Source organism: Acidovorax sp. sif1233, from assembly GCF_019218755.1.
Classification (GTDB): domain Bacteria; phylum Pseudomonadota; class Gammaproteobacteria; order Burkholderiales; family Burkholderiaceae_C; genus Acidovorax.
In genome coordinates, this window is the sequence record NZ_JAHUWZ010000001.1 from 635186 (window position 1) to 660880 (window position 25695).

The following is a 25695-nucleotide window of genomic DNA, read 5'->3' on the forward strand; positions in this document are numbered from 1 at the left end:
CCCCTCCGGTGGAAGGGATGCTGCCGGCATGACGCAGCAGCCTGGCCGCCCAGCCCCGTTCGGAGAGTGCCCATGGACGTCCTGATGCACCTGTCGGATCTGCATTTCGGGGCGCACGATCCTGACGTGTGCGCCGCGGCCCAGCGGCTGGCGCAGCGGCTGGGGGTGTCGATGGCGGTGGTGTCGGGCGACCTCACGCAGCGTGCCACCGCCAGCCAGTTCGAGCAGGCCGGGCGTTTTGTGCAGGGCATGCACGCCCGCTCCACCCTGGTGCTCGCGGGCAACCATGACCTGCCGCTGTTTGCCTGGTGGATGCGCTGGGGGCGGTCGTACGAGCGTTTCGCGAGCCAGTTCGGGGTGGACCACGAACCCGTGCGGCAGGCGGGTGCGTTCTATGTGGTGGGCGTCAACACCACGCGTGCCTGGCGGCATGAACGCGGCAGCCTGTCGTCTGCCCAGATCCACCATGTGGCCGACCTCCTGGCCCGCGCCCCCCCCGATGCCTGGCGCATCGTGGCCAGCCACCACCCCCTGGTGGCGCGCGATCCGGCCGACCGCGCGCACCGCCCCCACCGGGCCGACGAGGCCCTGCAGTGCTGGCGCTCCGCCGGTGCGCAAATGCTGCTGTCGGGCCACGCCCACCAGCCTGCGCTGCTCAACCCCCTGCCCGGGCTGTGGGCCAGCCACGCGGGCACCGCCGTGTCGTACCGCCTGCGCCACGGCAGCCCCAACAGCCTGGTGGTGCTGACGGTCGAGGCATCCGGCGCGGCGGAGGGCGGCTGGGCGCGCTATGCCGCCCGCTGGGACTACGACGCGGCGTCGGGTGAATTCCAGCGCGTGCTGCGGCAGACCGTGGGCTAGGGCGGACGGTCCCGGCTCCGTGGCCAGGAAAACTGTTGCTATATTTTTGATAGCTACTGGCGCTTGAAGGGAAAGCGCCAGAGGCTCGAAACATCTGAAGTGGCCGCCGCGCGCAGCGGTGGGCGCGCATGCCCCCGCACGCGGGTTCAGGCGGCGGTGTGGGCGGGCAACGGGGTGTTTTCACCGGTTGACCGGCCGGAGGGCGCCACCTATTCTGGTGGCCTGGCGGGCGGGTCGTGCGGCGGATGCGGGGCCGGGCCGTGCCGCCGTTTTTGCAGCCTCTCGTCACTCATGCACAAAGAATTCAACCACGATGCGGTGCGCCGGCTGCAGGCGCTGATCGAGCGGGAGACCGGTGCGCCGCTGGGCGAAGGGGCGCAGGCCGAGATGGCGGCGATCCTGCGCGGCAGCGAATGCCCCGATGGCGCCGCCGCCGAAGGCCTGGCCGTGGCACCGCGCGAGGTCACCATCCTGCTGGCGGACCTGCGCGGCTTCACCGCGCTGTCGGGATCGCAGCCGGCGGCGGTGGTCATCGCGGCGCTCAACCGCTGTCTGGCGCGGCTGAGCGAGGTGGTGTTCAAGCACCAGGGCAGCATCGACAAGTTCATGGGCGACTCGATCATGGTGCTGTTCGGCGCGCCCATGGGGCGCGACGACGACGTGGACCGCGCGCTGCTGTGCGCGGTGGAGATGCAGATCGCCATGCGTGACCTGAATCTGGAGCACCTGCGCGAACGCCTGCCGCAGGTGTTTCTGGGCATTGGCGTGAACACCGGCAACGTGATGGCGGGGCGCTTCGGGTCGGAGCTGTATTCCGAATACACGGTCATCGGCGAAGAGGTGAACCTTGCCTCGCGCATCGAGGCCTTCAGCCTGCGCGGGCAGGTGCTGATCAGCGAGGCCACCTACCAGCGCTGCTGGGGCCTGGTGTCGGCCACCGCGCCCATGCAGGTGTACGTGAAGGGCCGCGTGCAGCCGGTGAGCCTGCGCGAGCTGGTGGCGATCCCCTCGCACAAGCTCAAGGTGCCGCGCCAGGAGTTCCGCCGCAGCCACCGCGTGGACACGCGCCTGCCCTGCCTGTGCCAGCGCATGCAGGACAAGATCATCGTGCCGCACATCGTGCACGCCGCCATCCGCGACATCGGCTACCACGGCCTGCTGATCGAGGTGGCGGAGCCGGTGGCGCTGCACAGCGAGGTGAAGGTGGAGTTCGACCTCACGCTCGTGGACTACCACGCCACCGACGTGTATGCGCGCGTGGTCACGCTCAAGCCCGAGCGCGAGCAGTGGCTGGCCGGGCTGGAGTTCACCTCGATCAGCCCCGAGTGCAACGCCAAGGTGCAGATGTTCGTGCAGCTGCTGGTGGCGGCGCGGTAGCCGCGGCCTGGGCCGGCAAGGATTCCGCGGGCGGCCTCGCTGGAACCGGCGCGGGGGCGGCGCCTGCGGGGTGGCACGCGCCGCTCTCAGCAGCCCAGCATCCGCGCCAGGTCGTTCAGGTCGGTGGCATGCAGATCGTTGCCGGGCTGGGGCGACCCGTCCTTGGGCCGTGCCTTGCCGAGTTCGTGCGGGCGCTCGATGTAGGCGGTGCGCAGGCCGCAGGCGCGTGCGGCCGCCAGGTCGTCGTGGTGGGTGGCCACCAGCGCCACCTGTCCGGGCCGCAGGTCGAACACGCGCGCCACGCCCAGGTAGGTGTCGGGGCTGGGTTTGTAGGCCTTGAACACTTCCGCGCTCAGCACGCAATCCCACGGCAGCCCCGCGCGCTTGGCCATGTGCGTGAGCAGGCTGATGTTGCCGTTGGACAGCGTCGTGAGGATAAAGCGGGTTTTGAGCCGCGTGAGGCCCGCCACGCTGTCGGGCCACGGGTCCAGCCGCTGCCACACATGGTTCAGGTGCTGGCGCTCGGCCTCGGCCAGGTGGGCGAGGCCGAAGCGCGGCAGGATGCCGTCGAGGATGCCCCGGTGCAGCGCGTCGATGCGCGTCCAGCCCTGCTCGCCGCGCATCACCCGCGCCATGGCCGGCTGGTAGCCGCTGCGCCAGGCGATGGCGAACGCGTCGCCGTCGATGGCCGGGTACAGCGCCTGCATCTCGCGCACGATGCTGCCGTGCCAGTCCACCACGGTGCCGAAGATGTCGAAGGCCAGCACCTTCACGCTGCTGGCGATGGGGTCTGCCGTGCTCTGGGTCGTCGTCATTCGCGGTCCTGGGTGGGGAGGAAGGAAGGGCGGGGTCGGGGCGCCAGCGTAGCAGCCTTGCGTGTTGGGCCGGTGCGCCGGGGTTGCACATGCCCTCGCCCCTGCAGGGCGGCGCGGGGCGTGCTATGGTTACAAAAATCGGGTTTACCCCCGTAACTGCGTTTCTTCTCCATCCCCGTCCATCGCCTGCGCCGCCCGCCGCCTGCCGGTGCAGCGCCCCTTTGTTGCTGTTGTTCCTGCTGCCATGACCGCGCCCCTGACTCCCACGTCGTCCCTCGCCCACGCCCCGACCGACGACCGCACCCTGGTGCGCGCCGTGCTGGCCCTGGGGGTCGGCGGCTTTTCCATCGGCACGGGCGAATTCGTCATCATGGGCCTGCTGCCCGAGGTGGCGCGCGACATCGGCGTCAGCATTCCGCAGGCCGGCCACGTCATCAGCGCCTATGCGCTGGGCGTGGTGGTCGGTGCACCGGTGCTGGCCGTGCTGTGCGCCCACTGGGGGCGGCGCGCGCTGCTCATGGCGCTGATGGTGGTGTATGCGCTGGGCAACTTCGCATCGGCGCTGGCGCCGGGCTACCTGTCGCTCAGCGCCATGCGGTTGTTCACCGGCTTGCCGCACGGCACCTACTTCGGCGTGGCCGCCCTCGTGGCCGCGGCCCTGGCGCCACCGGGGCGCCGCGCGCGCGCCGTGGGCTGGGTCATGCTGGGGCTGACCACGGCCACCCTGGTGGGCGTGCCCATCGCGGCGGCCCTGGGCGAATACTTCGGCTGGCGCGCGGCGTTCGTTTTCGTGGGCCTGATCGCCGTGGCCGCCGTCGCCATGGTGCGCCTGTGGGTGCCCGACATGCCCGCATCGCACGGCGCCAGCCCCCTGCGCGAACTGGGCGCGCTGGCGCGCAAGCAGGTGTGGTTCACCCTGGGCATCGGCGCCATCGGTTTTGGCGGCATGTTCGCGGTGTTCAGCTACATCAAGCCCACGCTGCTGGAGGTGGCCGGCATGCCGCCCGCGCTCATGCCTTTCGTGCTCTCGCTCTTCGGCCTGGGCATGGTGGCGGGCAACATCGTGGGCTCGCGCATGGCCGACAAGGCCCTCATGCCCGCCATCGGCAAGGTGCTGCTGTGGTCCATCGCGGTGCTGGCGCTGTTCGTGCCCGCCGCGCACCACCCCGTCACCGCCGCGCTGGCCACCTTCTTCCTGGGCACGCTGGTCGCCATCGGCCCTGCGCTGCAGATCCGCCTGATGGACGTGGCCGGCGATGCGCAGACCCTGGCCGCCGCGCTCAACCACTCGGCGTTCAACGCTGCCAACGCACTGGGCGCGTGGCTGGGCGGTGTGTCCATCGCGGCCGGCCTGGGCTGGACGTCCACCGGCTGGGTGGGCGTGGTGCTGGGCATCTGCGGCGTGGGCATCTTCGCGTGGTCGATGGGCAGCGAGCGGAACACGCAGCGCGCCACGGCGGGCCTCAAGGCCTGAGCGTAGCGGCGGCGCGACAGCGCCGCCCTCTGCAGAACGGCCACCGCGTTCTGCGTTACAGTGAACGCGGGCCAACCCCATTGTTGGCCACGTCGCTCGGACGGTTCCGGGCGCTTACGTGAAAGTTCACCAGCATGTCTGCTTCTCAGGGCAAGCGCCGCTTTGCGCGCATCGATCGCCTCCCCCCCTACGTCTTCAACATCACGGCCGAGCTCAAGCTCGCAGCGCGCCGCCGTGGCGAGGACATCATCGACATGAGCATGGGCAACCCCGATGGCGCGACCCCGCCGCACATCGTGGCCAAGCTCACCGAGGTGGCCCAGCGGCCCGACACCCACGGCTACTCCGCGAGCAAGGGCATCCCCCGCCTGCGCCGCGCCATCAGCCACTGGTACAAGGACCGCTATGCGGTGGACATCAACCCCGACACGGAAGCCATCGTCACCATCGGCTCCAAGGAAGGGCTGGCCCACCTGATGCTGGCCACGCTGGACCGGGGCGACACCGTGCTCGTGCCCGACCCGAGCTATCCCATCCACATCTACGGCGCGGTGATCGCCGGGGCCGACATCCGCAGCGTGCCCGTGGCGCCCGACGTGGACTTCTTCGCCGAGCTGGAGAAAGCCATCCGTGGCAGCTACCCCAAGCCCAAGATGATGATCTTCGGCTTTCCCAGCAACCCCACGGCGCAGTGCGTGGAGCTGTCGTTCTTCGAGCGCGTGATCGCCCTGGCCAAGAAGCACGACATCCTGGTGGTGCACGACCTGGCCTATGCCGACATCGTGTACGACGGCTACCGCGCCCCCAGCATCATGGAAGTGCCCGGCGCCAAGGACGTGGCCGTGGAGTTCTTCACCCTCTCCAAGAGCTACAACATGGCCGGCTGGCGCGTGGGCTTCATGGTCGGCAACCCCGACCTCGTGGCCGCGCTCGCGCGCATCAAGAGCTACCACGACTACGGCACCTTCACCCCCCTGCAGGTGGCCGCCATCGCCGCGCTGGAGGGCGACCAGCAGTGCGTGAAAGACATCGCCGCCCAGTACCAGCGCCGCCGCGACGTGCTCTACAAGGGCCTCACGGAGTCGGGCTGGGCCGTGGACTGCCCCAAGGCCAGCATGTACATCTGGGCCCGCATTCCCGAGCCCTACCGCGCGCTGGGCTCCCTCGAATTCGCGCGCCAGCTGCTCGACAAGGCCAAGGTCTGCGTCTCGCCCGGCATCGGCTTCGGCGACCAGGGCGACGAGTACGTGCGCTTCGCCCTCATCGAGAACGAGGCCCGCATCCGCCAGGCGGTGCGCGGCATCCGCGCGATGTTCAAGGCCGATGGTTTGCTGAAGGTGCCTGCGGCTGCGGCGGCCTGAGGCCTGCCGAAAACGCCCGCCGGGATGGCGGCTGCTTTCGAAGCGGGCCCCGGCGGGACGGGCCGCCGCTGATCGGGCGGGTTCATGGGGGCCCATCGGCGTATAGGTATTGCGGGCGAATGCCTATACGATCCCTCTCCTGTTGTTTCACAAAACGCGGAGGGGGGTCCATGAAGGAATGTATGAAGAATTGGCTCGCGGCGCTGGTGATGCTGTGCGCCGCAGCGGTGGCCCATGCGCAGCCCACGACCTACGTGGCCACCGCGACCGGCAACTACAACCTGTTCATCAATTTCACCCTGTGTGTGACGGGCCCCTGCCAGAACTTCAATACAAGCATGGGCGCATCAGGCTCGTTCACAACCTCCGCCCCGCTGGCGGCCAATCTCTCTGCCGCGAACGTGGCGCCCCTGGTCACGGCCTTCAGCTTCTCGGATGGCATCAATACCTATTCCAGTGCAGACCCGGCCGTCCGCATCTTCTTTTTCAACGTATCCACCAACGCCTCCGGCGCCATCACCACCACGAACATCCGGATCCAGCGCTGGCTGACCGGAACCTCTCCCCATGTGCCGGGTGACCGGCATTCCTGGGTCTTGTTCCTGGCAACAGGGGAAGTCGACCACAACGCGCAGTGCCTCACCGTCGGCGCCTCGCCCGCGGGTGTGCCGGATTCATGCGTTCTCGTCCTGGGTGCCGACACCAGCCGGTCGCTGGCATTTGGTTCCGCCCGGGCCTGGGCCGTGGCGCCCTCTGCCGTCACCGTTGTTCCCACCCTGGCCGAATGGAGCCTGGCCCTGATGGCCGTGTTCATGGCGATTGCCGCCTTGGTGGCACTGCGCCATCGTTCCCGGGCCAGCGCAGGCTCCGTGCCCTCCTGACGGGGCGTGGCCTGGCCCCGCCGGGCGCAGCACTGCGGCAGGGTTTCGGCCCTGCCGTGTGTGCCGCCCTGGCCAGGCCGGGCCAGCAGGCCTGCTGGCCCTACATGGCCCAGATGCGGGGCGCTTCGCCCTCCAATTCCCACAGCACCTCCCGCCAGGCCATGCGCACGGCCTTGAGCAACTGCATCGCGGGCTCCACCTGTGGCGCCAGCACGCGCAGCACGACCATCTGCGCATTGGGGCTGGTGGCGCCGGCGCTGGCCTGGAGTGCATGGCCGTCCACCACGGCGCGCGCGGCGTCCAGGGCGGCGTCGCGGCGGGGGCGGTCCAGCGGGGTGCCGGCGGCAAAGAACAGGCTGGCCAGGCAGCGGTGCCCCGCCAGGCCCAGGGGACTGTTCAGCAGGCGCTGGTCGGCCGCGTCGATCACGCCGCGCTCCAGCCACAGGCCGGGCACTTCGAGGTGCTGTGCGAAGCGGCCGGTGTCGAACGGCTGGTTGGCGTGGGGCAGGCCCAGGGCCGTGACGTCCCAGCCCATGCATTCGGCGCCGGGGGCGAGGTTCAGCGTGAGGTGGTTCTCGGCATTGCAGGCGCTGTAGCACAGCGCCTCCAGCGGCAGCCATTCGAGCCGCGCACCCTCGGCCAGGGTGAGGTGGCTGCGCTGCAGCGCCAGCGGGCCGGTGGATCGGTAAACGCGCGTGGCGCCCGGTGTGGTGACGAGGCCGTGCGCGCCCGGGCCCACGGTGGCGGTGATGTCCAGCGTGTCGCCGCCCACCAGTCCGCCGGGCGGATGCACCAGCACGTTGTGGCAAATCGCGTCGCCTTCGGGGTACAGGCTCTGCAGGATGCGCAGCGGTCCGCTGTGCTCATGGCGCGCCACGGTGCGGGCGTTTTCTACCGAGTAGTTCAGCTGCAGGCGCGCGTGCCAGGGCATGGTGCGGGTGTCTTTTGCTATTAAATAAGTAGCTGATTATGCCCCGTGGGCAAGCGGTGGCGGCCCAGGCGCCGGGCCCTGGCGAAGCCTTCTCGCTCAGGACGACCAGAACCCCACGTGTGGCGCGCTGGCTTCGGCCACGAGGGCGGGGCCGATGCATTCGATGAAACGGGGCGACGCCGCCAGCACGTCGCGCCCCGAGAGGGCTGCTGCTGCCGCTGCTGCCGCATAGGCCTGCCGGGAGCGGGGCACCTGCAGGGCGTGCAGGCGCGCCGCGTCGATGCCGAACACCACGCGGCCGATGCCCGACCAGAAGATGGCGCCCGCGCACATCACGCACGGCTCTGCCGAGGTGTAGAGCGTGGCACCCGCCAGCGTGTCGCGGTCCACGCGCGCGCTGATCTGGCGCACGGCATTGGTTTCGGCATGGCCGGTGCAGTCGCCCGTTTCGGCGGTGTTGCAGTACGCCTCGGACAGCAGCTCGCCCTGCGCGCCGATCACCACCGCGCCAAACGGCGGGTTGCCGCGCGCGCGGGCACGGCACGACCACGCGATGGCCTGACGCAGGTACACGCCGTCGTTGGCGGCAAGGGCGGCTGCTTCGCCGGGCTGGGGGGGCGCTGCGGACATGAGGGCAGGCATGGGCTGTCTCCGGGCATGGTGTGTTGCGCCCAGCGGCATGCATGGGGCATGCCAAGAACATTGTGTGACATGTGTGCATGGCTTTCGCCGTGCTGCCCGAGGCGCGGGGCGGTCCCCGGTGGCGCGGTGGGGGTGTGGTGGGCACGCCGCAGCAAGGAGCCGTTCCCGTGACGTGGGCGATACCGTACCGGGCGCGCATGTCGCGCAGCGGGGCCGGGCCCTCGGGGGCCTGCCGGGCCGGCAGGCTACCTGCCGGGCGCGGGGCAGGGGTCGTCCAGCCCCGCCATGCCCGCCAGCCTTTGCAGGCGCGAGCGGTTGTCCAGGCAGGACTTGTACTCGGCCTCCAGGACCTTTCGCTGGGCTTGCTGCGCCGCGCGGGCGCGCTCGGCCTGCAGCTGCGCGATGCGTTCGCGGATCTGCGGCATGGCGGCCAGGGCGGCCTTCTCGCCTTCCAGGATCGCGCCGGCGCGCTGGCTGAAATCCGCCGGGCCGATGTCCAGCACCTTGGGGCTGATGATGACGTCGGCGCGTGCCAGTTCGGCCTGGCCCAGCTTCTGGCCCATGATGGCGATCGACTGGTTCAGCGCGCCCAGCATGTTGCCTGGCGACTGGCCCCGGGCCTTGTTGGAGATGTCCACGGCGACCACGATGTCCGCGCCCAGCTGGCGCGCCGCATCCACCGGCACGGGGCTCACGATGCCGCCGTCCACGAAGTGGTACTTGCCGATGGTGACCGGCTGGAACACGCCCGGCACGCTGCTCGAGGCGCGCACGGCCTGGCCCGTGTTGCCGCGCGAAAACACGGTGCGCTCGCCGTCCTCGAGCCGGGTGGCCACCACCACGAAGGGCTTGGCCATTTGCTCCAGGGGCTTGCGGCGCACCTGCTCGTTGACGTAGTCCTCGAGCTTCTGGCCCAGCACGAGACCGCCGGACGACAGCTGCAGGTCGCGGATCTTGGCTTCGTCGAGCGCCACGGCTTTTTCCTGCATCTCGAACGCATTCATGCCGCTGGCGTACAGCGCGCCCACCACGCTGCCCGCGCTGGTGCCGGAGACGACGGCGGGGGCGAAGCCATTGGCTTCCAGCATCTTGATCACGCCGATGTGCGCGAAGCCCTTGGCGGCGCCCCCGCCCAGGGCGATGCCCACCTTGATGGGCGCGCCTGGGGATGGGGTGCCGGTGGCGGCCGCGCCCTGCGCGGGCGTGGCGGGCTGTTGCGGGGGCGTGCCGCCGCACGCCGCGAGGCCCAGGCAACCCACAAGCGCCAGGGGGCGCAAAAAGACTTCCAACCGCATGCCAAGGAATCCTGTTGTCGACGGGGCGGCGAGTATAGCGGCAGGCTGTAAAGAAGAGAGGCGCTGCCCGTGGCGCCGGGGCCTTGCGCGCCGCTACCGGCGCGGCCGGGCCTTCACTCTCCCTGCGAGCCCCGGTGGGCCCAGCCGGTGGTGCGCTTTTCAACCCAGCTGAACAGTTCGTACATCACCATCGCCATCGCGCCCACCACCATCAGGCCGGCGAACGCCAGGCCCATCTGCATGGAGGAGCCCGCGCTGATCAGCAGGTAGCCGATGCCTTCGTTGGCGGCGGTCATCTCGCTCACCGTGGTGCCCACGAAGGCCAGCGTGATCGCCACCTTGAGAGAGCCGAAGAAGTAGGGCATGGAGCGCGGCAGGCCGACCTTGGTGAGCACGTCCCAGCGCCTGGCGCCCAGCACGCGCAGCACGTCTTCGAGCTCGGGCTCCAGCGTGGCCAGGCCGGTGGCGATGTTCACCATGATCGGGAAGAAGCTGATGAGGAATGCCGTGAGGATGGCCGGCCCCACGCCGATGCCGAACCACACCACCAGGATGGGCACGAACGCCGCCTTGGGCAGCGCGTTGAAGGCGGTCATCAGTGGATAGACCGCCGCGTAGGCGATGCGCGAACTGCCGATCACGAAGCCCAGCAGCACCCCCACCACGATGGCGATGCCAAAGCCGGCCATGGTCACCCAGAAGGTGCGCCATGCGTGGCCCGCGATGACGCCGCCGAACTCGACCAACTGGGTGGCGATGGCCCAGGGGCTGGGGAAGATGAACTCGGACACGTTGAAGGCCGAGCAGATGATCTGCCAGAGCAGGATGATCGCGACCAGCAGGATCCAGGGAGACCAGCGTTCTACGGTTTTCTTGTGCATGGAAACAGGCTCGGATCAATCTATTGCTGGAGGGGCGCGCCGGCCTTGCGCAGGGCGCCGATGTGGCCGCGCAGTTCGTGCACGATGTCGGTGAATTCCTTGGTGTAGGTGATCTCCAGCTCGCGCGGGCGCGGCAGCTCGATCTCCTTCCTGACGACGAAGCGGCCCGGGCTCTTGCTCATCACGTACACGGTGTCGGCCAGGAAGACCGACTCGCGCAGGTCGTGGGTGACCAGGATCACGTTGAACCGCTGTTCGGTCCACAGGTCGCGCAGGATGCACCAGAGCTCCTCGCGCGTGAACGCGTCGAGCGCGCCGAAGGGCTCGTCGAGCAGCAGCATCTTGGGCTCGTGGATGAGCGCGCGGCAGATGCTGGCGCGCTGCTGCATGCCGCCCGACAGCTGCCAGGGGAACTTGTCCTCGTAGCCGGCCAGGCCCACCTTCTGCAGCAGGCGGCGCGCGCGCTCCTCGTACTCCTTGCGCTTTTGCTTGAAGCTGCTGCGGTACGGCTCCACGATCTCCAGCGGCAGCAGCACGTTGTCCACCGTGGTGCGCCAGGGCAGCAGCGAAGGGGCCTGGAAGGCCATGCCCGAGATCTTGAGCGGGCCGGTCACGGGCTGGCCGTCGATGAGGATCTTGCCCATCGACGGCATCTTCAGGCCCGTGGCCAGCTTCATGAAGGTGGACTTGCCGCAGCCCGAAGGACCGACGATGGCGATGAACTCGCCGCGCCGCACCTGCAGGTCGATGGCCTCGACGGCGAAATGGTTCTGCGCGCGCAGCTCGTCGTTGTAGGCGAGCCAGACGTCACGAAAATCCACGAAATAGGAATCGGCAGCCTGCATCAGGTGTCCGTAAATAAAGGTTGCGCACCGGGCCGGGCGAGCGGCCCATGCATTTCAGTTTTCAATAGCGCCGAGCGCCACCCACCCCGCACGAAACTGGCGAGGCTCAAGCCAGCGCCCCCGTGCAAGGACCGCCCCGCCGCATGGGGGGCGGCCCCCTCCGGGATTGCGAAGCCATGTGAGAGAGGGGAAAGGCGCGAAGCGACTCAGGGTGTGTTTCACTTCTTGGGCAGGATGTTCAGCTCGGCCGCGCCGGGCAGGAAGCTGGCGTTCCACACATCGTCGGCGTTCACGCGCGTCTTGGTGTTGAACGCATCCGACACCTGCGAGGCCATCAGCGACAGGCGGCCGGGCTTGGCCTGGCCAAAGCCCTCGGCGCGCGCGTCGGGGCTGTTGATCACGGTGTCGATGGCCAGTTGCAGGCGGCGCGTTTCCAGCGGCACGTTCACGATGCCGTCGCGCGCCTTCACGTGCTCGATGGCCGCCCCGGGGTTGGCGATCACTTCCTTGGCGCCCTTGGCGAAGGCCGAGAGGAAGGCCTTGATGGCCGCGGGGTTCTCCTTGATGAGCTTCGGCGACGCGATGATCACGTTGCCGTAGAGCTTCACACCGAAGTCGGCATAGGGCAGCACCACCACGTCGGCCGCCTTGGCTCCACGCGCCTCCAGGTTCAGGAGCGAGGTGAAGGTGAAGCCGGTGATCGCGTCCACGTCGCCGCGCACCAGCATGGTCTCGCGCAGGGGTGGGTCCATGGCGGTCCATTGCACGCTGCCGATGGCGTTGGCCTTCTGGAAGATGGGGAACGCGCGGCGGCCCGCGTCGAACACGGGTGCGCCCAGCTTCTTGCCCGCCAGGTCGGCCGGCTTGGCGATGCCGCTCTTCTTGAGCGCCATCACGGAGGCGGGCGTGTTGTTGTAGACCATCATCACCGCCACGGGCTTGTTCTGCGCGTCGGGGTTGTTGGCGTGGAACTCCATCACGGCGGCCAGGTCGGCAAAGCCCATGTCGTAGGTGCCCGAGGCCACGCGCTGCACGGCGCCGCCCGAGCCGTTGCCGGCATCCACCGTCACATCCAGGCCCGCCGCCTTGAAGTAGCCCTTGGCCACGGGCTGCAGGAACAGCGCGGCGGGGCCTTCAAAGCGCCAGTCGAGCTGGAACTTGATCGGCGTGGGCGTTTGCGCCTGGGCCAGCGAGAACAGGCCGGTGGCGGCCATCATCAGCACGGTGGTTTGCAAGAACGAGCGTTTTTTCATGGGGGCTCCTGTCAGAAGACGGCAAGGGACGCGGCGAGCGAAGAACAAGGACGAAGAAAGAAGAACAAGAAGGGCAGGCGAGAGGGACGGGCAACACGGCGACCGACCGGTGGGGCCGGGCGCGCGGGGCCCATGCCGTCAGGGTCAGCAAAAACGATGCCCGCTTTGGTGGTTGTAATGTCAGGCAGCGGACCATTGTTCACCGAAGCGGTGCAGGCGCGCATGCAGGGTTTCCCGAAATGGTGCGCCGCAGGCACACCCGCCGGCCGCTCCGGCGCTGAAGGCCCCGCCACGGTGCATGCCAGGGGGGCTGGCAGGCGCCGCGGGCATTGCACCCGCGGCGCGGCGCCCTTACTTGGGGCGTGCCGCCGCGCTGGCCACGGCCAGCGCCGTCATGTTGAACACGCGGCGCACGGTGGCGGCGGGGGTGAGGATGTAGGCCGTGGCCGCACCGCCCATGAGGATGGGGCCCACGGTCACGCCGCCGCTGGTCGTGGTCTTGAGCACGTTGTAGAGGATGTTGGCCGCGTCCAGGTTGGGGCAGATCAGCAGGTTGGCCGAATCGGTGAGCGTGGAGTCCGCCATGTAGGCGTTGCGGATGTTGGGCTCCAGCGCGGCATCGCCATGCAGTTCGCCGTCGCATTCGATCCCGGGGTGGGCGGCCACGAACAGGTCGCGCGCCTCGCGCATCTTGCGGGCCGAGGCGCGCTTGGACGAGCCATAGCTGGAGTGCGACAGGAAGGCGACCTTGGCCGGCAGGCCAAAGCGTTGCACCTCCTGCACGGACATCCAGGCGATGTCCGCCAGCTGCTGGGCCGTGGGGTTCTCGTTCACATAGGTGTCGGCGATGAAGAGCGTGCCCCGGTTGGTCATCAGCGCGTTGAGCGCGGCGTAGTCGTTCACGCCCTCCTCGCGGCCCAGGATGCTGTGGATGCGTTCCAGGTGCGTTTCATAGGTGCCCACCAGGCCGCAGATCATGGCGTCGGCATCGCCCAGGGCGACCATCAGCGAGGCGATGATGGTGTTGGAGCGGCGCACTGCGGCCTTGGCCACCTCGGGCGTGGCGCCGTTGCGCTTCATGAGCTGGTGGTAGTGCTCCCAGTACTGGCGAAACCGGGGGTCGTCCTCGGGGTTGCACACTTCCACGTCCTGTCCCAGGCGCATGCGCAGGCCGGCCTTCTCGATGCGGGCGGCGATGACGGCGGGGCGGCCGATCAGGATGGGCACGGCGATCTTGTCGTCGATGGCCATCTGCGCGGCACGCAGCGCGCGCTCGTCCTCGCCGTCGGCATAGGCCACGCGCTTTTGCGCGTCCGGCAGGGCCTTGGCCGCGTTGATCACGGGGCGCATCAGCATGCCGGTCTGGTAGACGAAGCGCGACAGGGCCTCCTTGTAGGCCTCCATGTCGGTGATGGGGCGCGTGGCCACGCCCGATTCGGCCGCGGCCTTCGCCACGGCGGGCGCGATCTTGAGGATCAGGCGCGAGTCGAACGGCGTGGGGATCAGGTAGTCCGGGCCGAAGGTGAGCTCCTTGCCCGCATAGGCGCTGGCCACCTCTTCGCTGATGTCGGCCTTGGCCAGGTCGGCGATCTGGCGCACGCAGGCAAGCTTCATCGCCTCGGTGATCTTCGTGGCGCCGCAGTCGAGCGCGCCCCGGAAGATGTAGGGGAAGCACAGGACGTTGTTGACCTGGTTGGGATAGTCCGAGCGGCCCGTGGCGATGATGCAGTCGGGGCGGATGGCCTTGGCGAGTTCGGGGCGGATCTCGGGCTCGGGGTTGGCCAGGGCCAGGATGATGGGTCTGTCGGCCATCGTCTTGACCATCTCGGCCGTGAGCACGCCGGGGGCCGAGCAGCCCAGGAAGACATCCGCGCCGTGGACGGCGTCGGCCAGCGTGCGCGCGTCGGTCTTCTGGGCGTAGCGCGCCTTGGATTCGTCGTAGCCGCCGGGGCGGCCTTCATAGATCACGCCCTTGGAGTCGCACATGAAGATGTTTTCCACCTTCACGCCCAGGCCCACCATCACGCCCACGCAGGCAATCGCGGCCGCGCCCGCGCCCGAGACGGCGATCTTCACCGCGCCGATGTCCTTGCCCACCAGCTCCAGGCCGTTGAGCAGCGCGGCGCTGGAGATGATGGCCGTGCCGTGCTGGTCGTCGTGGAAGACGGGAATGTTCAGCCGGTCGGACAGCTGCTTTTCGATGTAGAAGCACTCGGGAGCCTTGATGTCCTCGAGGTTGATGCCGCCCAGCGTGGGTTCCAGCGCGGCGATGATCTCCACCAGCTTGTCCGGGTCGCGCTCGGCCAGTTCGATGTCGAACACGTCGACGCCCGCGAACTTCTTGAACAGGCAGCCCTTGCCCTCCATCACCGGCTTGCCGGCCAGCGGGCCGATGTCGCCCAGGCCCAGCACGGCGGTGCCGTTGGTGATCACGCCCACGAGGTTGCCGCGCGAGGTGTAGTCGAACGCCTTGGACGGGTCGGCCTGGATGTCCAGGCAGGGGTAGGCCACGCCGGGCGAGTACGCCAGCGACAGGTCGCGCTGGTTGGACAGGGGCTTGGTGGGAGTGACCGAAATCTTGCCCCGGCTGGGGTTGCGGTGGTACTCGCGCGCGGCGTCGCGCAGGGCCTCTTCGGCGGCGGAAAGTGTCTGGGTCATACGGAAATCCTGGAGATGCTCAGCAAAATGCCAAATGAGCTTACCCCATGGCAGGAGGCGCCGGAATGGGGGTTAATGCCTTCATTGCATGGAATCCGCCCCTCGCGGGATACCGGCCGCCCGGACGCGCGCCGGGCCCGTGGAGGGCCCGCGCAGCGGCAGGGGCAGCGCGGGCCGGGCGTGGGCGGGGCTTGCGCGGGCTGCGGGCTTCCACGTCGCCACCGTGCACGCCGTTGCGGAGGCACTCTGCGTTGCGCGTTCGGCCGCCCATTCCACCTGCCTTGGTCACAGGTGTTTTGCTGCGGCGGGGCCTGGCTGCCCGATGCCGCAGGCCCGCCCCCGCGCCGGGGTGGCGCGCGGCCGCGGGCCCCTCCATCAATGTGCGTCGGCCTGGCGGGCCGCATTCACGGCGGCCGAGGTGTCGCGGCTGGCGCCATTGAAGAACACATTCAGCGCCACGGCCGTGATCGAGGCCAGCAGGATGCCGGATTCGATGAGGGGGTGGATGGCGTGTGGCATCCACTGGCGGAAGTTGGGAGCGATCAGCGGGATCATGCCCACGCCGATCGACACCGCCACGATCATGGCGTTGAAGCGGTTGTTCTTGAAGTCCACGCCGCCCAGGATGCGGATGCCCGTGGCGGCCACCATGCCGAACATCACCAGGCCCGCACCCCCCAGCACCATGGTGGGCAGGGACTCCACCAGCGCCGCCATCTTGGGCAGCACGCCCAGCACGATGAGGATCACGCCGCCCGCCACGCAGACAAAGCGGCTCTTGACGCCCGTGACCGCCACAAGCCCCACGTTCTGCGAGAAGCTGGTGTACGGAAAGGTGTTGAAGATCCCGCCCAGCAGCGTGCCCAGGCCGTCGGTGCGCAGTCCGCGCGTGAGCGCGTTCTGGTCGATCTTGCGGTCGGTCATCTCGCCCAGCGCCAGGAACATGCCCGTGGATTCGATCATCACGACGATCATCACGAGGGTCATCGTCAGGATCAGGATGGGGTCGAACACCGGGCTGGCGATCTCGAAGGGCAGGACCAGGTCGAACCACTGGGCCTTGGCCACCTTCTCGAACGACATCAGCCCCATGGCCACGGCCACCACGGCGCCGATGACGATGCCCAGCAGCACCGAGATGTTGGCGATGAACCCCTTGGCGAACTTGGCGATCAGCAGGATGGAGACCAGCACCAGGGCCGAAATGCCGACGCCCGTGAGGTCCGCGTAGCGCGGGTTGGGCACCGTGGGCACCACGGCGAATCCCTTGGGGACGGGGGGCAGCGACGAGCCCGGAGCGCCCGCCGCGGACTGCATCTCGGTGAGCCACTTGAGGTGCTCGGGGTTCACCATGCTGGGGGCCGTGGGGCCCACCGGGTTGCCAAAGATCCAGTTGATCCCCACGCGCATGAGGCTGATGCCGATGGTGGCAATGATGGTGCCGGTGACCACGGGGGGGAAGAACCGCAGCATGCGGCTGACCAGGGGCGCGATCAGGATCGAGATGACCCCCGCGCCGATCACCGATCCGAAGATCAGCCCGGCGCCGGCCGTGCCGCCCGTGCTCTGCGCCATCGACACCATGGGCGCGACGGAGGCGAAGGTCACGCCCATCATCACCGGCAGCTGGATGCCGAACCAGCGCGACGCGCCCAGGGCCTGGATCAGGGTGACGAGCCCGCAGACGAACAGGTCCGCCGAGATGAGCTTGGCCACCTGGTCGGGAGTGAGGTTGAGGGCCCGGCCCACGATGAGGGGCACGGCCACGGCGCCGGCATACATCACCAGCACGTGTTGCAGGCCCAGGGCCGTGAGCCGGCCCACCGGCAAATGTTCGTCCACGGGATGTACGGGCGGGTGCATGGGAGGTTCCCTTGGGTTGACGGGGGTGTGGGGATTCAGGGGTGGAGACGGCGCATCAGATGGTGCACAGTTGTCCATACAAAAATCGTATACACATTAGCCCGGCCGTTGATCAAGGTAAACCCTAGGGCGTGCCAGGGCCTCGCGCGCCGCACGAAAAAAAGGAGCGGTCGGCCGGGGCCGCCGCAAGGGAGGGGGGGCGGCCCGGCCGCTAGGGACCGGCCGGCGCGCGCTTGCCCAGCGGTGTGAGCGAGTCGCGCAGGCGGTCCCGCACCAGGGGCTCGGTGGGGTTCAGCGCGCCTTCCACATGGCCGATGTGCGTGAGCATGCGTTCGCGCGCCAGGGCGGTGTCGCCGGCCTCCAGCGCCTGCACGATGGCCGCGTGTTCGGCGCAGGACTGGCTCGCCTCGTGCCGCGACTGGTAGAGCGACGCCGCCAGCGTGGTGCGCGCCGTGAGGTCGCGCAGGATGTCGCTGAGGCTGCGGTGGCCCATCGCCTCGGCCAGGCAGACATGGAAGTCCGCCAGCAGGAAGGCGCGCGTCGCGGCGTCGGCGCCCTCGATGGCCTGCTGTTCCTGCGCGATGTGGGCGCGCAGGCGGCGCGTCACGGACTGCAGCGGCCGGCCCGCGTCCGCCAGGATGCCCGACTCGATGATGCGCCGTGCCGAGAAGGCATCGCGCGCGTCCTCCACCGAGGGCTCCACCACATACCAGCCCCGGCGCGGGCGCACCTCGACGAAGCCGCGCGCTTGCAGCTGCATGAGGGCTTCGCGCACCAGGGTGCGGCTCACGCCGAAGAGATCGGCCAGTTCCTGCTCGCCCAGGCGCTCGCCCGGGGCGAGCTTCTGGGCGAGGATGGATTCCACCACCTGCTGGGTGATCTGGGTCTGGTTGATGCTCATGGCCGGATTGTCGCGTGGTGGGCGGGGGCGGAGCCCTGTCAGGCACGCGGCAGCGGCGGCTCGCGGCCGTCCAGCACGGCGTGGGCCCGTTCGCGGTCGATGTCGCCTTCCCAGGCCGCCACGGCCACGGTGGCCACGCAGTTGCCGATCAGGTTGCCCAGGGCGCGGGCGATGCCCATGAACCAGTCCACCGACAGCACCAGCACGAGGCCGATGGCCGGGATGGCGGGAATCGCCTGCAGCGTGGCGGCCAGCACCACGATGGCCGAGCCCGGCACGCCGTGCGCGCCCTTGGACGTGACCAGCGAGATCGCCAGGATGGTGAGCAGGTCGGCCATCGAGATCGGCGTGTTCGTGGCCTGGGCGATGAACACGGCGGCCAGCGTGATGTAGATCGAGAAAGCGTCCAGGTTGAACGAATAGCCCGTGGGGATGACCAGGCCCACGGTCGAATCGCGGATGCCCAGGTGCTTGAGCTTTGCCATGATCTGCGGCAGCACGCTGTCGGACGAGGTGGTGGCGAACACCACGGCCAGCTCCTCGCGCAGGTAGCGCAGCAGCTTGAACAGACTGAAGCCCGAGAAACGCATGATGAGGCCCAGCACCACCACCACGAACAGGAACACCGCCGCATAGAACAGCACCACCAGCATGCCCAGCTGCTTGAGCGAGCCGATGCCGTACTTGCCCACCGTGAAGGCGATGGCGCCCAGCACGCCCAGCGGGGCCAGCTTGATGATCAGGCCCATGGTCTTGAAGAGCACGTGCGACAGGTCTTCGATGAGGGTGGTGACCCGCGCGCCGCGCTCGCCCATCAACGCCAGCGCGCAGCCGAAGACGATGGAGAACAGCAGCACCTGCAGCACGTCGCCATTGGCGAAGGCGCTCACGGCCGTGGTGGGGATGAGCTTGAGCAAGAAGTCGCTGAAGCCGCCGCCGGTGAGCTTGCTCGCGTTTTCCGCATAGGCGCCCATGGCCTTGGGGTCGAGCGCCTTGGGGTCGATGTTCATGCCCACGCCGGGTTCGAACCAGAACGCGAGGGCCAGGCCGAGCACCAGCGCGATGGACGTGACGACCTCGAAGTAGATCAGCGACTTGACGCCCACGCGGCCCACGCGCCTGAGGTCGCCCGTGCCGGCGATGCCGTGCACCACCACGCAAAAGACGATGAGCGGAATCAGCATCTTGATGAGCTTGATGAAGCCGTCGCCCAGGGGCTTGAGCTGCACGGCGGTATCGGGCCAGAACAGCCCGACGGCCACGCCGGCAATCAGGGCCAGGATCACCCGGCCAAACAGGGAGTTGAGGAAGCGGAGCATGGGAAACCCTTTGAAAAGGAAGGAACTTGCATGGTGATCAATCTTGCATACAAGAACTGTAGACAAGTGCGGCCGCCCGGAACATGGGGTTATCCCGGGCTGGGGCCTGCCCGGGAAGGGGCCTCAGTGCGCCCGCACGGGTGCGTGGAGCCCTGCCGCCGGCGTGGGCGGTTGAAGTTCTTTTGACTTGCGCGCGGGGTATCGCCGGGCGTGGTGCGCCACAATCGCCCGCGGAGACCACCCATGACCCGCAACGACCCCGTGCCCGATCCCGTCCGCCAGGGCGGAGACTTCCTCGAATACCTGTACCGCGTGGCCGTGCGCCGCGCGCTGCCGCTGCACAACACCGCAGCTTTCCTGCCCGCGCCGCCCAGCCGCGAGAGCGGCGGCCGCACCCTGGTGCTGGGCGCGGGCAAGGCCGGTGGCGCCATGGCGCAGGCCGTGGAGGCGCTGTGGCCCGCCGACGCGCCGCTGTCGGGCCTCGTGGTCACGCGCTACCACCACACGCCGCCGCGCCCCGAGGGGCTGGCGCAGCGCATCGAAGTGGTGGAGGCCGCCCACCCCGTGCCCGACGCGGCGGGCCTGGCCGCCGCGCAGCGCATGCTCGAATGCACCCGGGGGCTGACCGGGAACGACTTGGTGCTGTGCCTGATCTCGGGCGGCGGCTCGGCCCTGCTCACGCTGCCGGCCGAGGGCCTGACGCTCGAGGACAAGCAGCGCATCAACAAGGCGCTGCTGGAGAGCGGCGCCGCCATCGACGAGATGAACTGCGTGCGCAAGCACCTCTCGCGCATCAAGGGCGGGCGGCTGGCGGCGGCCTGCGCGCCTGCGCGCGTGGTCACGCTCACCATCAGCGACGTGCCGGGGGACGACCCCTCGGTCATCGCCAGCGGCCCCACCGTGCCCGACGCCACGACCTGCGCGGACGCGCTGGCCATCCTGGCGCGTTATCGCATCGACATCCCCGACAGCGTGCGTGCCGCGCTGGAGGCGGGTGATCTGGAAACCCCCAAGCCCGGCGACGCCGTGTTCGCAGGCCACGCCGTGCACATGACGGCCACGCCGCAGCAGTCGCTGGAGGCCGCGGCCGAGGCCGCGCGCGCGGCGGGCGTGCCGGCCTACATCCTCTCGGACGAGATCGAGGGCGAATCGCGCGAGGTGGGCAAGGTGCACGCCGCGCTGGCCCGTGCCGTGGCGCGCCACGGCCAGCCGTTCGCGCGGCCCTGCGTGATCCTCTCGGGCGGCGAGACCACCGTCACCGTGCGGCAGCGGCCACCTGGCGCCCCCAGGGGCCGGGGCGGCCGGGCGGGGGAGTTCTGCATGGGGCTGGCGCAGGCGCTGCAAGGGCAGGCGGGCGTGTGGGCGCTGGCGGCGGACACGGACGGCATCGACGGCGTGGAAGACAACGCCGGTGCCCGTGTCGCGCCCGACACCCTGGCGCGCGCTGCCGCGCAGGGCCTCTTCGTCACGGACCACCTGGACCGCAACGACGCCTATGGCTACTTCGATGCGCTGGGCGACCTCGTCATCACGGGGCCCACGCACACCAATGTCAACGACTTCCGGGCGATCCTGATTTTGTAGCGGCTCGCGCTTGTCCTGCCTGGGTTTCAAGCAAGAAATGCTTGAAACCGTTGACTGGAAAGCGCGGGAAGCTCACTTTTTTGACAAGCCTTCGCGCGGCAAGGACGCCACCCAGTCCTTGCCGAAGCGCCCCTGCAAAAACGCGACGAAGGCCTGCACCTTCTGCGGCACCAGGCGCGGCGACGGGTACACCGCATGGATCTCCTGCTCGGGCAGGCGGCAGGTCTTGAGCACCTCCACCACGCGCCCGGCGGCCAGTGATTCCACCGCCACGTAGTGCGGCAGCGCCGCGATACCCATGTGCGCGCGCGCCGCCGCCAACAGGGCCGAGAGGTTGTTGGAGCGCAGCCGCCCCGTGACGGGCACCGACACCGCCTCGCCGCTCGCATTGCGCAGCCGCCACAGGTCGTTGCCCTGCACGCTGCTGTAGATCAGCGTGGCGTGGTCCTTCAGGTCCGACGGCCGGCGCGGCGTGCCGTGGCGGCGCAGGTAGGTGGGCGAGGCCACCAGCACCCAGGGGTTCATGCCCAGCGTGCGCGCACCCAGGGCCGAGTCGGCGAGCTTGCCCAGGCGGATCGCCACGTCGATGCCCTGGGCCACCAGGTCGGTATAACGGTCCTCGAAGCTCAGGTCCAACTGCACCTGCGGGTTCTGCGCCATGAACTCCAGCGCCAGCGGCACCACCACGCGCCGCCCGAACGCGACCGAGCTGCCCACGCGCAGCTGGCCGTGCACCTGTGTCTGGCGCACGCGCACCACGCTCTCGGCCTCGGCCACATCGGTCACGATGGCCTTGCACTTTTCGTAGTACAGCGCGCCGGGCTCGGTCAGGCTCACGCCGCGCGTGTTGCGGTTGAGCAGCCGCACCTTCAGGTGCGCCTCCATGGCGGCGACCTGCTTGGTCACCGTGGGCTGCGTGGTGGCGAACTCCCGCGCCACCTTGGTGAAGCTGCCGGTCTCCACCACGCGCACGAACATCTGCATGGCATCGAGGCGGTCCATGGTCTGTCTCCTGTTGCGGTCCAGATTTATTCCTGGCTGGAATAAATTTTATGGTCCATCGCCACCTTCCGTCCAACGAGGGGCTTGCCTAAAGTTTGACCATCCACAAGGAGGTCAAGCAATGGCAAGAATGAAGGCAATCGAAGCGGCCGTGAAGGTGCTCGAGAAGGAAGGCGTGAGCGTCGCGTTCGGCGTGCCCGGCGCCGCCATCAACCCGCTGTACGCGGCGCTGAAGGAGCATGGCGGCATCGGCCACATCCTGGCGCGCCATGTCGAGGGCGCCAGCCACATGGCCGAGGGCTACACCCGCGCCGTGGCCGGCAACATCGGCGTGTGCATCGGCACCAGCGGCCCGGCCGGCACCGACATGGTTACCGGCCTGTACTCGGCCAGCGCGGATTCCATCCCCATCCTGTGCATCACCGGCCAGGCGCCACGCGCCCGCCTGCACAAGGAAGATTTCCAGGCCGTGGACATCGCCACCATCGCCAAGAGCGTGACCAAGTGGGCCACCACGGTGCTGGAGCCCGCGCAGGTGCCGCAGGCGTTCCAGCAGGCGTTCCACCTCATGCGCTCCGGCCGGCCCGGGCCGGTGCTCATCGACCTGCCCATCGACGTGCAACTGGCCGAGATCGAGTTCGACCCCGACACCTACGAACCCCTGGTGCCCTACAAGCCCGCCGCCACGCGTGCCCAGATCGAGAAGGCGCTGGCCATGTTGAACGACGCGGAGCGCCCGCTGATCGTCGCGGGCGGCGGCATCATCAACGCCGATGCATCCGGCCTGCTGGTGGAGTTTGCCGAGCTGCTGGGCGTGCCGGTGATCCCCACGCTCATGGGCTGGGGCAGCATTCCGGACGACCACCCGCTCATGGCCGGCATGTGCGGCCTGCAGACCAGCCAGCGCTACGGCAATGCCAGCATGCTCGCCAGCGACTTCGTGCTGGGCGTCGGCAACCGCTGGGCCAACCGGCACACGGGCTCGGTCGATGTCTACACCCGGGGCCGCAAGTTCGTGCATGTGGACATCGAGCCCACGCAGATCGGCCGCGTGTTCGCGCCGGACTTCGGCATCGTCTCGGACGCGGGCGCCGCGCTCAGGCTCTTCGTGGACGTGGCGCGCGAATGGCAGGCCGCGGGGCGCCTGAAGGACCGCAGCGGCTGGGCCGCCGAATGCCTGGGCCGCAAGCACAGCGTGGACTACCTGCGCAAGACGCACTTCGACAGCGTGCCCATGAAGCCGCAGCGCGTGTACCAGTGCATGAACCGCGCGCTGGGCAAGGACGTGTGCTACGTCTCCACCATCGGCCTGTCGCAGATCGCGGGCGCGCAGTTCCTGCATGTGTACCAGCCGCGCCACTGGATCAACTGCGGCCAGGCCGGGCCGCTGGGCTGGACGGTGCCCGCCGCCCTGGGCGTGCGCGTGGCCGACCCGGCGCGCAAGATCGTGGCGCTGTCGGGCGACTACGACTTCCAGTTCATGATCGAGGAGCTGGCCGTGGGCGCTCAGTTCAAGCTGCCCTACCTCCACGTGCTGGTCAACAACAGCTACCTGGGCCTGATCCGCCAGGCGCAGCGCAGCTTCAGCATCGACTACTGCGTCCAGCTCGCGTTCGACAACGTGAACATGGCCGAGGGCGAGGCGGCGCGCGGCTACGGCGTGGACCACGTGAAGGTGGTCGAGGGCCTGGGCTGCAAGGCCATCCGCGTGCACCGTCCCGAGGAGTTCGCGCCCGCCATCGCCCAGGCCGAGGCCTGGATGGCCGAGTACCGCACGCCGGTGGTCATCGAGGTGATCCTGGAGCGCGTGACCAACATCGCCATGGGCACCGAGATCGACAGCATCGTCGAATTCGAAGCGCTGGCCACGCAGCCGGCGGACGTGCCCAGCGCGCTCGCAGTGCTGGACTGACCCCACCATTTCCTGACTGATACCGGAGACCTGTTCATGCCCCGTTTCGCTGCCAACCTCAGCATGCTGTTCACCGAGGTGCCTTTTCTCGACCGCTTCGAGCGCGCCGCGCGCACCGGCTTCGAGGCCGTGGAGTTCCTCTTTCCCTACGAGTTTGCGGCGGAAGACATCCGCGAGCGCATCGACCGCCACCAGTTGCAGATCGTGCTGCACAACCTGCCCGCGGGCGACTGGGCCGCTGGCGAGCGCGGCATTGCCTGCCACCCCGCTCGCATCGTGGAGTTTCGCGCCGGTGTGGCCCAGGCCATCAGCTATGCCCAGGCGCTGGGCGTGCCGCAGCTCAACTGCCTGGCCGGCAAGGCGCCTGCGGGTGTGGAGGCGCAGGTGCTGCGCCGCACCCTGGTCGACAACCTGCGCTTTGCCGCCACCGAGCTGAAGACCGCCGGTCTGCGCCTGCTGATCGAACCCATCAACCCGTTCGACATCCCGGGCTTTTACCTCACCCGTACGGACCAGGCGCTGGACCTCCTCGACGAGGTGGGCGCCGACAACGCCTTCGTGCAGTACGACATCTACCACGCGCAGCGCGCCGAAGGCGAACTGGCCGCCACGCTGCAAAAGCACCTGCCGCGCATCGGCCACGTGCAGCTGGCGGACAACCCCGGCCGCCACGAGCCGGGCACGGGCGAGATCAACTACCGCTACCTGTTCGCACACCTGGACCGGCTGGGCTATGGCGGCTGGGTGGGCTGCGAGTACCGGCCCGCGCGTACCACGGAAATCGGCCTCGGCTGGCGCGCTGCGCTCACGGCATGAGCCGGCACAGACCCATGGACGAATCACCACAACACAAGGAGAAAAAGAACATGACCGACACCCCCCTCAAACTCGGCTTCATCGGCCTGGGCATCATGGGTGCGCCCATGTGTGGCCACCTCATCGCCGCCGGCCACCAGCTGTACGTGCACACGCGCGGCCGCGTGGCGCCGCAGATCGCAGAGAGCAGCGCCACGCAGTGCACCACGGCGCGCGGCGTGGCCGAGCGGGCCGACATCATCTTTCTGATGCTGCCCGACACGCCCGATGTGGAGAAGGTGCTGTTCGGCGCCGACGGCGTGGCCCAGGGTCTGAAAGGCAGCACGGCCAAGGTGGTGGTGGACATGAGCTCCATCTCGCCCGTGGCCACCAAGGACTTCGCGGCGCGCACCGAGGCCGTGGGCGCGCAGTACCTGGATGCGCCCGTCTCCGGCGGCGAGCTGGGCGCCAGGAACGCCACGCTGTCCATCATGGTCGGCGGCCCCGAAGCGGTGTTCGAGCGCGTCCGGCCGCTGTTCGAGCGCCTGGGCAAGAACATCACCCTGGTGGGCGGCAACGGCGACGGCCAGACCGCCAAGGTGGCCAACCAGATCATCGTCGCCCTGAACATCGAGGCCGTGGCCGAAGCGCTGCTCTTCGCCGCCCGCGCGGGCGCCGACCCGGCCCGCGTGCGCCAGGCGCTGCTGGGCGGCTTCGCCTCGTCCAAGATCCTGGAGGTACATGCCGAGCGCATGATCCGGCGCACCTTCGACCCCGGTTTTCGCATCGGGCTGCACCAGAAGGATCTGAACCTGGCGCTGTCGAGCGCGCGGGCGCTGGGCGTGCCGCTGCCCAATACGGCCATGGCGCAGGAGCTGTTCAATGCCTGCGTGGCGCATGGCGGCCAGGGGTGGGACCACTCGGCGATGGTGCGGGCGCTGGAGAAGATGGCGAACTTCGAGATCGGGCAGGCAGTGCCGGCCTGATGCGGGCCGCCATGACAAATCCCGCTGGCCTTTCGGCGAGCGGTATCTTTGAAAAAATG

21 protein-coding genes are annotated in these 25695 nt (G+C 69.0%); 9 read left to right on the forward strand and 12 right to left on the reverse strand.

The genetic code is table 11. The annotated features are described in order from the left end of the window. The first annotated feature begins 72 nt into the window (after window positions 1-72). Both KW843_RS02965 and KW843_RS02970 read left to right on the forward strand, forming a co-directional pair. Entirely contained in the window at window positions 73-861 is a 789-nt protein-coding gene (locus tag KW843_RS02965) for a metallophosphoesterase (protein ID WP_218293588.1), read from the forward strand. Window positions 862-1152: 291 nt separating this feature from the next. Beyond that, window positions 1153-2238, forward strand: coding sequence for an adenylate/guanylate cyclase domain-containing protein (locus tag KW843_RS02970; protein WP_218293589.1), 1086 nt, complete (start codon window positions 1153-1155; stop codon window positions 2236-2238). Between the two features lie 86 nt (window positions 2239-2324). On the opposite strand, the gene KW843_RS02975 is transcribed toward KW843_RS02970, so the two are convergent. Further along, window positions 2325-3053 (reverse strand): haloacid dehalogenase type II, encoded by a 729-nt coding sequence (locus tag KW843_RS02975; protein ID WP_218293590.1) that lies wholly within the window; start codon window positions 3051-3053, stop codon window positions 2325-2327. Between the two features lie 244 nt (window positions 3054-3297). On the opposite strand from KW843_RS02975, the gene KW843_RS02980 reads away from it, so the two are divergent. From KW843_RS02980 to KW843_RS02990, 3 genes are all read left to right on the forward strand, one after another. Then, window positions 3298-4527 (forward strand): MFS transporter, encoded by a 1230-nt coding sequence (locus KW843_RS02980; RefSeq protein WP_218293591.1) that lies wholly within the window; start codon window positions 3298-3300, stop codon window positions 4525-4527. Between the two features lie 134 nt (window positions 4528-4661). After that, window positions 4662-5888 (forward strand): alanine transaminase, encoded by a 1227-nt coding sequence (gene alaC, locus KW843_RS02985; RefSeq protein WP_218293592.1) that lies wholly within the window; start codon window positions 4662-4664, stop codon window positions 5886-5888. 182 nt (window positions 5889-6070) lie between these two features. Next, entirely contained in the window at window positions 6071-6769 is a 699-nt protein-coding gene (locus tag KW843_RS02990) for an IPTL-CTERM sorting domain-containing protein (protein ID WP_218293593.1), read from the forward strand. 100 nt (window positions 6770-6869) lie between these two features. Here the strand turns inward: KW843_RS02990 and KW843_RS02995 are convergent, their stop codons facing one another. From KW843_RS02995 to KW843_RS03040, 10 genes are all read right to left on the reverse strand, one after another. Next, complete coding sequence (locus KW843_RS02995; RefSeq protein WP_218293594.1) at window positions 6870-7700, reverse strand: urease accessory protein UreD; 831 nt, start codon at window positions 7698-7700, stop codon at window positions 6870-6872. Window positions 7701-7796: 96 nt separating this feature from the next. Continuing rightward, window positions 7797-8342: a nucleoside deaminase gene (locus KW843_RS03000; protein ID WP_218293595.1), complete on the reverse strand. Its 546-nt coding sequence runs from the start codon at window positions 8340-8342 to the stop codon at window positions 7797-7799. 245 nt (window positions 8343-8587) lie between these two features. Continuing rightward, entirely contained in the window at window positions 8588-9637 is a 1050-nt protein-coding gene (locus KW843_RS03005; protein ID WP_218293596.1) for a patatin-like phospholipase family protein, read from the reverse strand. Window positions 9638-9750: 113 nt separating this feature from the next. Continuing rightward, on the reverse strand, window positions 9751-10518 hold the full coding sequence (locus tag KW843_RS03010) for an ABC transporter permease (protein WP_218293597.1): 768 nt from the start codon (window positions 10516-10518) through the stop codon (window positions 9751-9753). Between the two features lie 20 nt (window positions 10519-10538). Then, complete coding sequence (locus KW843_RS03015) at window positions 10539-11363, reverse strand: ABC transporter ATP-binding protein (RefSeq protein WP_218293598.1); 825 nt, start codon at window positions 11361-11363, stop codon at window positions 10539-10541. A gap of 218 nt (window positions 11364-11581) precedes the next feature. Continuing rightward, window positions 11582-12616, reverse strand: coding sequence for an ABC transporter substrate-binding protein (locus KW843_RS03020; RefSeq protein WP_218293599.1), 1035 nt, complete (start codon window positions 12614-12616; stop codon window positions 11582-11584). Between the two features lie 351 nt (window positions 12617-12967). Further along, complete coding sequence (locus KW843_RS03025; protein WP_218293600.1) at window positions 12968-15274, reverse strand: NADP-dependent malic enzyme; 2307 nt, start codon at window positions 15272-15274, stop codon at window positions 12968-12970. A gap of 375 nt (window positions 15275-15649) precedes the next feature. Then, window positions 15650-17137, reverse strand: coding sequence for a nucleobase:cation symporter-2 family protein (locus KW843_RS03030; protein WP_218293601.1), 1488 nt, complete (start codon window positions 17135-17137; stop codon window positions 15650-15652). A gap of 211 nt (window positions 17138-17348) precedes the next feature. Next, window positions 17349-18038, reverse strand: a complete 690-nt coding sequence (locus KW843_RS03035; RefSeq protein WP_218293602.1) for a GntR family transcriptional regulator — start codon at window positions 18036-18038, stop codon at window positions 17349-17351. Between the two features lie 38 nt (window positions 18039-18076). After that, window positions 18077-19357 (reverse strand): C4-dicarboxylate transporter DctA, encoded by a 1281-nt coding sequence (locus KW843_RS03040; protein WP_218293603.1) that lies wholly within the window; start codon window positions 19355-19357, stop codon window positions 18077-18079. Between the two features lie 243 nt (window positions 19358-19600). Between KW843_RS03040 and KW843_RS03045 the strand changes: the two genes are divergently transcribed. Further along, entirely contained in the window at window positions 19601-20941 is a 1341-nt protein-coding gene (locus KW843_RS03045; RefSeq protein ID WP_218293604.1) for a glycerate kinase, read from the forward strand. Window positions 20942-21013: 72 nt separating this feature from the next. Here KW843_RS03045 and KW843_RS03050 read toward each other — a convergent pair whose 3' ends face one another. After that, on the reverse strand, window positions 21014-21943 hold the full coding sequence (locus tag KW843_RS03050) for a LysR family transcriptional regulator (RefSeq protein WP_218293605.1): 930 nt from the start codon (window positions 21941-21943) through the stop codon (window positions 21014-21016). A gap of 121 nt (window positions 21944-22064) precedes the next feature. Here KW843_RS03050 and gcl point away from each other — a divergent pair, with 121 nt between their 5' ends. From gcl to glxR, 3 genes are read left to right on the forward strand one after another with little or no spacing between them, the layout of a single operon-like run. Beyond that, a complete protein-coding gene (gene gcl, locus KW843_RS03055) occupies window positions 22065-23855 on the forward strand; it encodes a glyoxylate carboligase (RefSeq protein ID WP_218293606.1) in 1791 nt (596 codons plus the stop codon). A 36-nt stretch (window positions 23856-23891) separates the two neighbouring features. After that, complete coding sequence (gene hyi, locus KW843_RS03060; RefSeq protein WP_218293607.1) at window positions 23892-24671, forward strand: hydroxypyruvate isomerase; 780 nt, start codon at window positions 23892-23894, stop codon at window positions 24669-24671. Window positions 24672-24721: 50 nt separating this feature from the next. Beyond that, on the forward strand, window positions 24722-25636 hold the full coding sequence (gene glxR / locus KW843_RS03065; protein WP_218293608.1) for a 2-hydroxy-3-oxopropionate reductase: 915 nt from the start codon (window positions 24722-24724) through the stop codon (window positions 25634-25636). Window positions 25637-25695: the final 59 nt, after the last annotated feature.

Bases quoted from the DNA above. Each gene is read 5' to 3' on its own strand.
- KW843_RS02965 (WP_218293588.1), top strand. From the start codon at position 73: ATGGACGTCCTGATGCACCTGTCGGATCTGCATTTCGGGGCGCACGAT.
- KW843_RS02970 (WP_218293589.1), top strand. From the start codon at position 1,153: ATGCACAAAGAATTCAACCACGATGCGGTGCGCCGGCTGCAGGCGCTG.
- KW843_RS02975 (WP_218293590.1), bottom strand. From the start codon at position 3,053: ATGACGACGACCCAGAGCACGGCAGACCCCATCGCCAGCAGCGTGAAG.
- KW843_RS02980 (WP_218293591.1), top strand. From the start codon at position 3,298: ATGACCGCGCCCCTGACTCCCACGTCGTCCCTCGCCCACGCCCCGACC.
- alaC (WP_218293592.1), top strand. From the start codon at position 4,662: ATGTCTGCTTCTCAGGGCAAGCGCCGCTTTGCGCGCATCGATCGCCTC.
- KW843_RS02990 (WP_218293593.1), top strand. From the start codon at position 6,071: ATGAAGAATTGGCTCGCGGCGCTGGTGATGCTGTGCGCCGCAGCGGTG.
- KW843_RS02995 (WP_218293594.1), bottom strand. From the start codon at position 7,700: ATGCCCTGGCACGCGCGCCTGCAGCTGAACTACTCGGTAGAAAACGCC.
- KW843_RS03000 (WP_218293595.1), bottom strand. From the start codon at position 8,342: ATGCCTGCCCTCATGTCCGCAGCGCCCCCCCAGCCCGGCGAAGCAGCC.
- KW843_RS03005 (WP_218293596.1), bottom strand. From the start codon at position 9,637: ATGCGGTTGGAAGTCTTTTTGCGCCCCCTGGCGCTTGTGGGTTGCCTG.
- KW843_RS03010 (WP_218293597.1), bottom strand. From the start codon at position 10,518: ATGCACAAGAAAACCGTAGAACGCTGGTCTCCCTGGATCCTGCTGGTC.
- KW843_RS03015 (WP_218293598.1), bottom strand. From the start codon at position 11,363: ATGCAGGCTGCCGATTCCTATTTCGTGGATTTTCGTGACGTCTGGCTC.
- KW843_RS03020 (WP_218293599.1), bottom strand. From the start codon at position 12,616: ATGAAAAAACGCTCGTTCTTGCAAACCACCGTGCTGATGATGGCCGCC.
- KW843_RS03025 (WP_218293600.1), bottom strand. From the start codon at position 15,274: ATGACCCAGACACTTTCCGCCGCCGAAGAGGCCCTGCGCGACGCCGCG.
- KW843_RS03030 (WP_218293601.1), bottom strand. From the start codon at position 17,137: ATGCACCCGCCCGTACATCCCGTGGACGAACATTTGCCGGTGGGCCGG.
- KW843_RS03035 (WP_218293602.1), bottom strand. From the start codon at position 18,038: ATGAGCATCAACCAGACCCAGATCACCCAGCAGGTGGTGGAATCCATC.
- KW843_RS03040 (WP_218293603.1), bottom strand. From the start codon at position 19,357: ATGCTCCGCTTCCTCAACTCCCTGTTTGGCCGGGTGATCCTGGCCCTG.
- KW843_RS03045 (WP_218293604.1), top strand. From the start codon at position 19,601: ATGACCCGCAACGACCCCGTGCCCGATCCCGTCCGCCAGGGCGGAGAC.
- KW843_RS03050 (WP_218293605.1), bottom strand. From the start codon at position 21,943: ATGGACCGCCTCGATGCCATGCAGATGTTCGTGCGCGTGGTGGAGACC.
- gcl (WP_218293606.1), top strand. From the start codon at position 22,065: ATGGCAAGAATGAAGGCAATCGAAGCGGCCGTGAAGGTGCTCGAGAAG.
- hyi (WP_218293607.1), top strand. From the start codon at position 23,892: ATGCCCCGTTTCGCTGCCAACCTCAGCATGCTGTTCACCGAGGTGCCT.
- glxR (WP_218293608.1), top strand. From the start codon at position 24,722: ATGACCGACACCCCCCTCAAACTCGGCTTCATCGGCCTGGGCATCATG.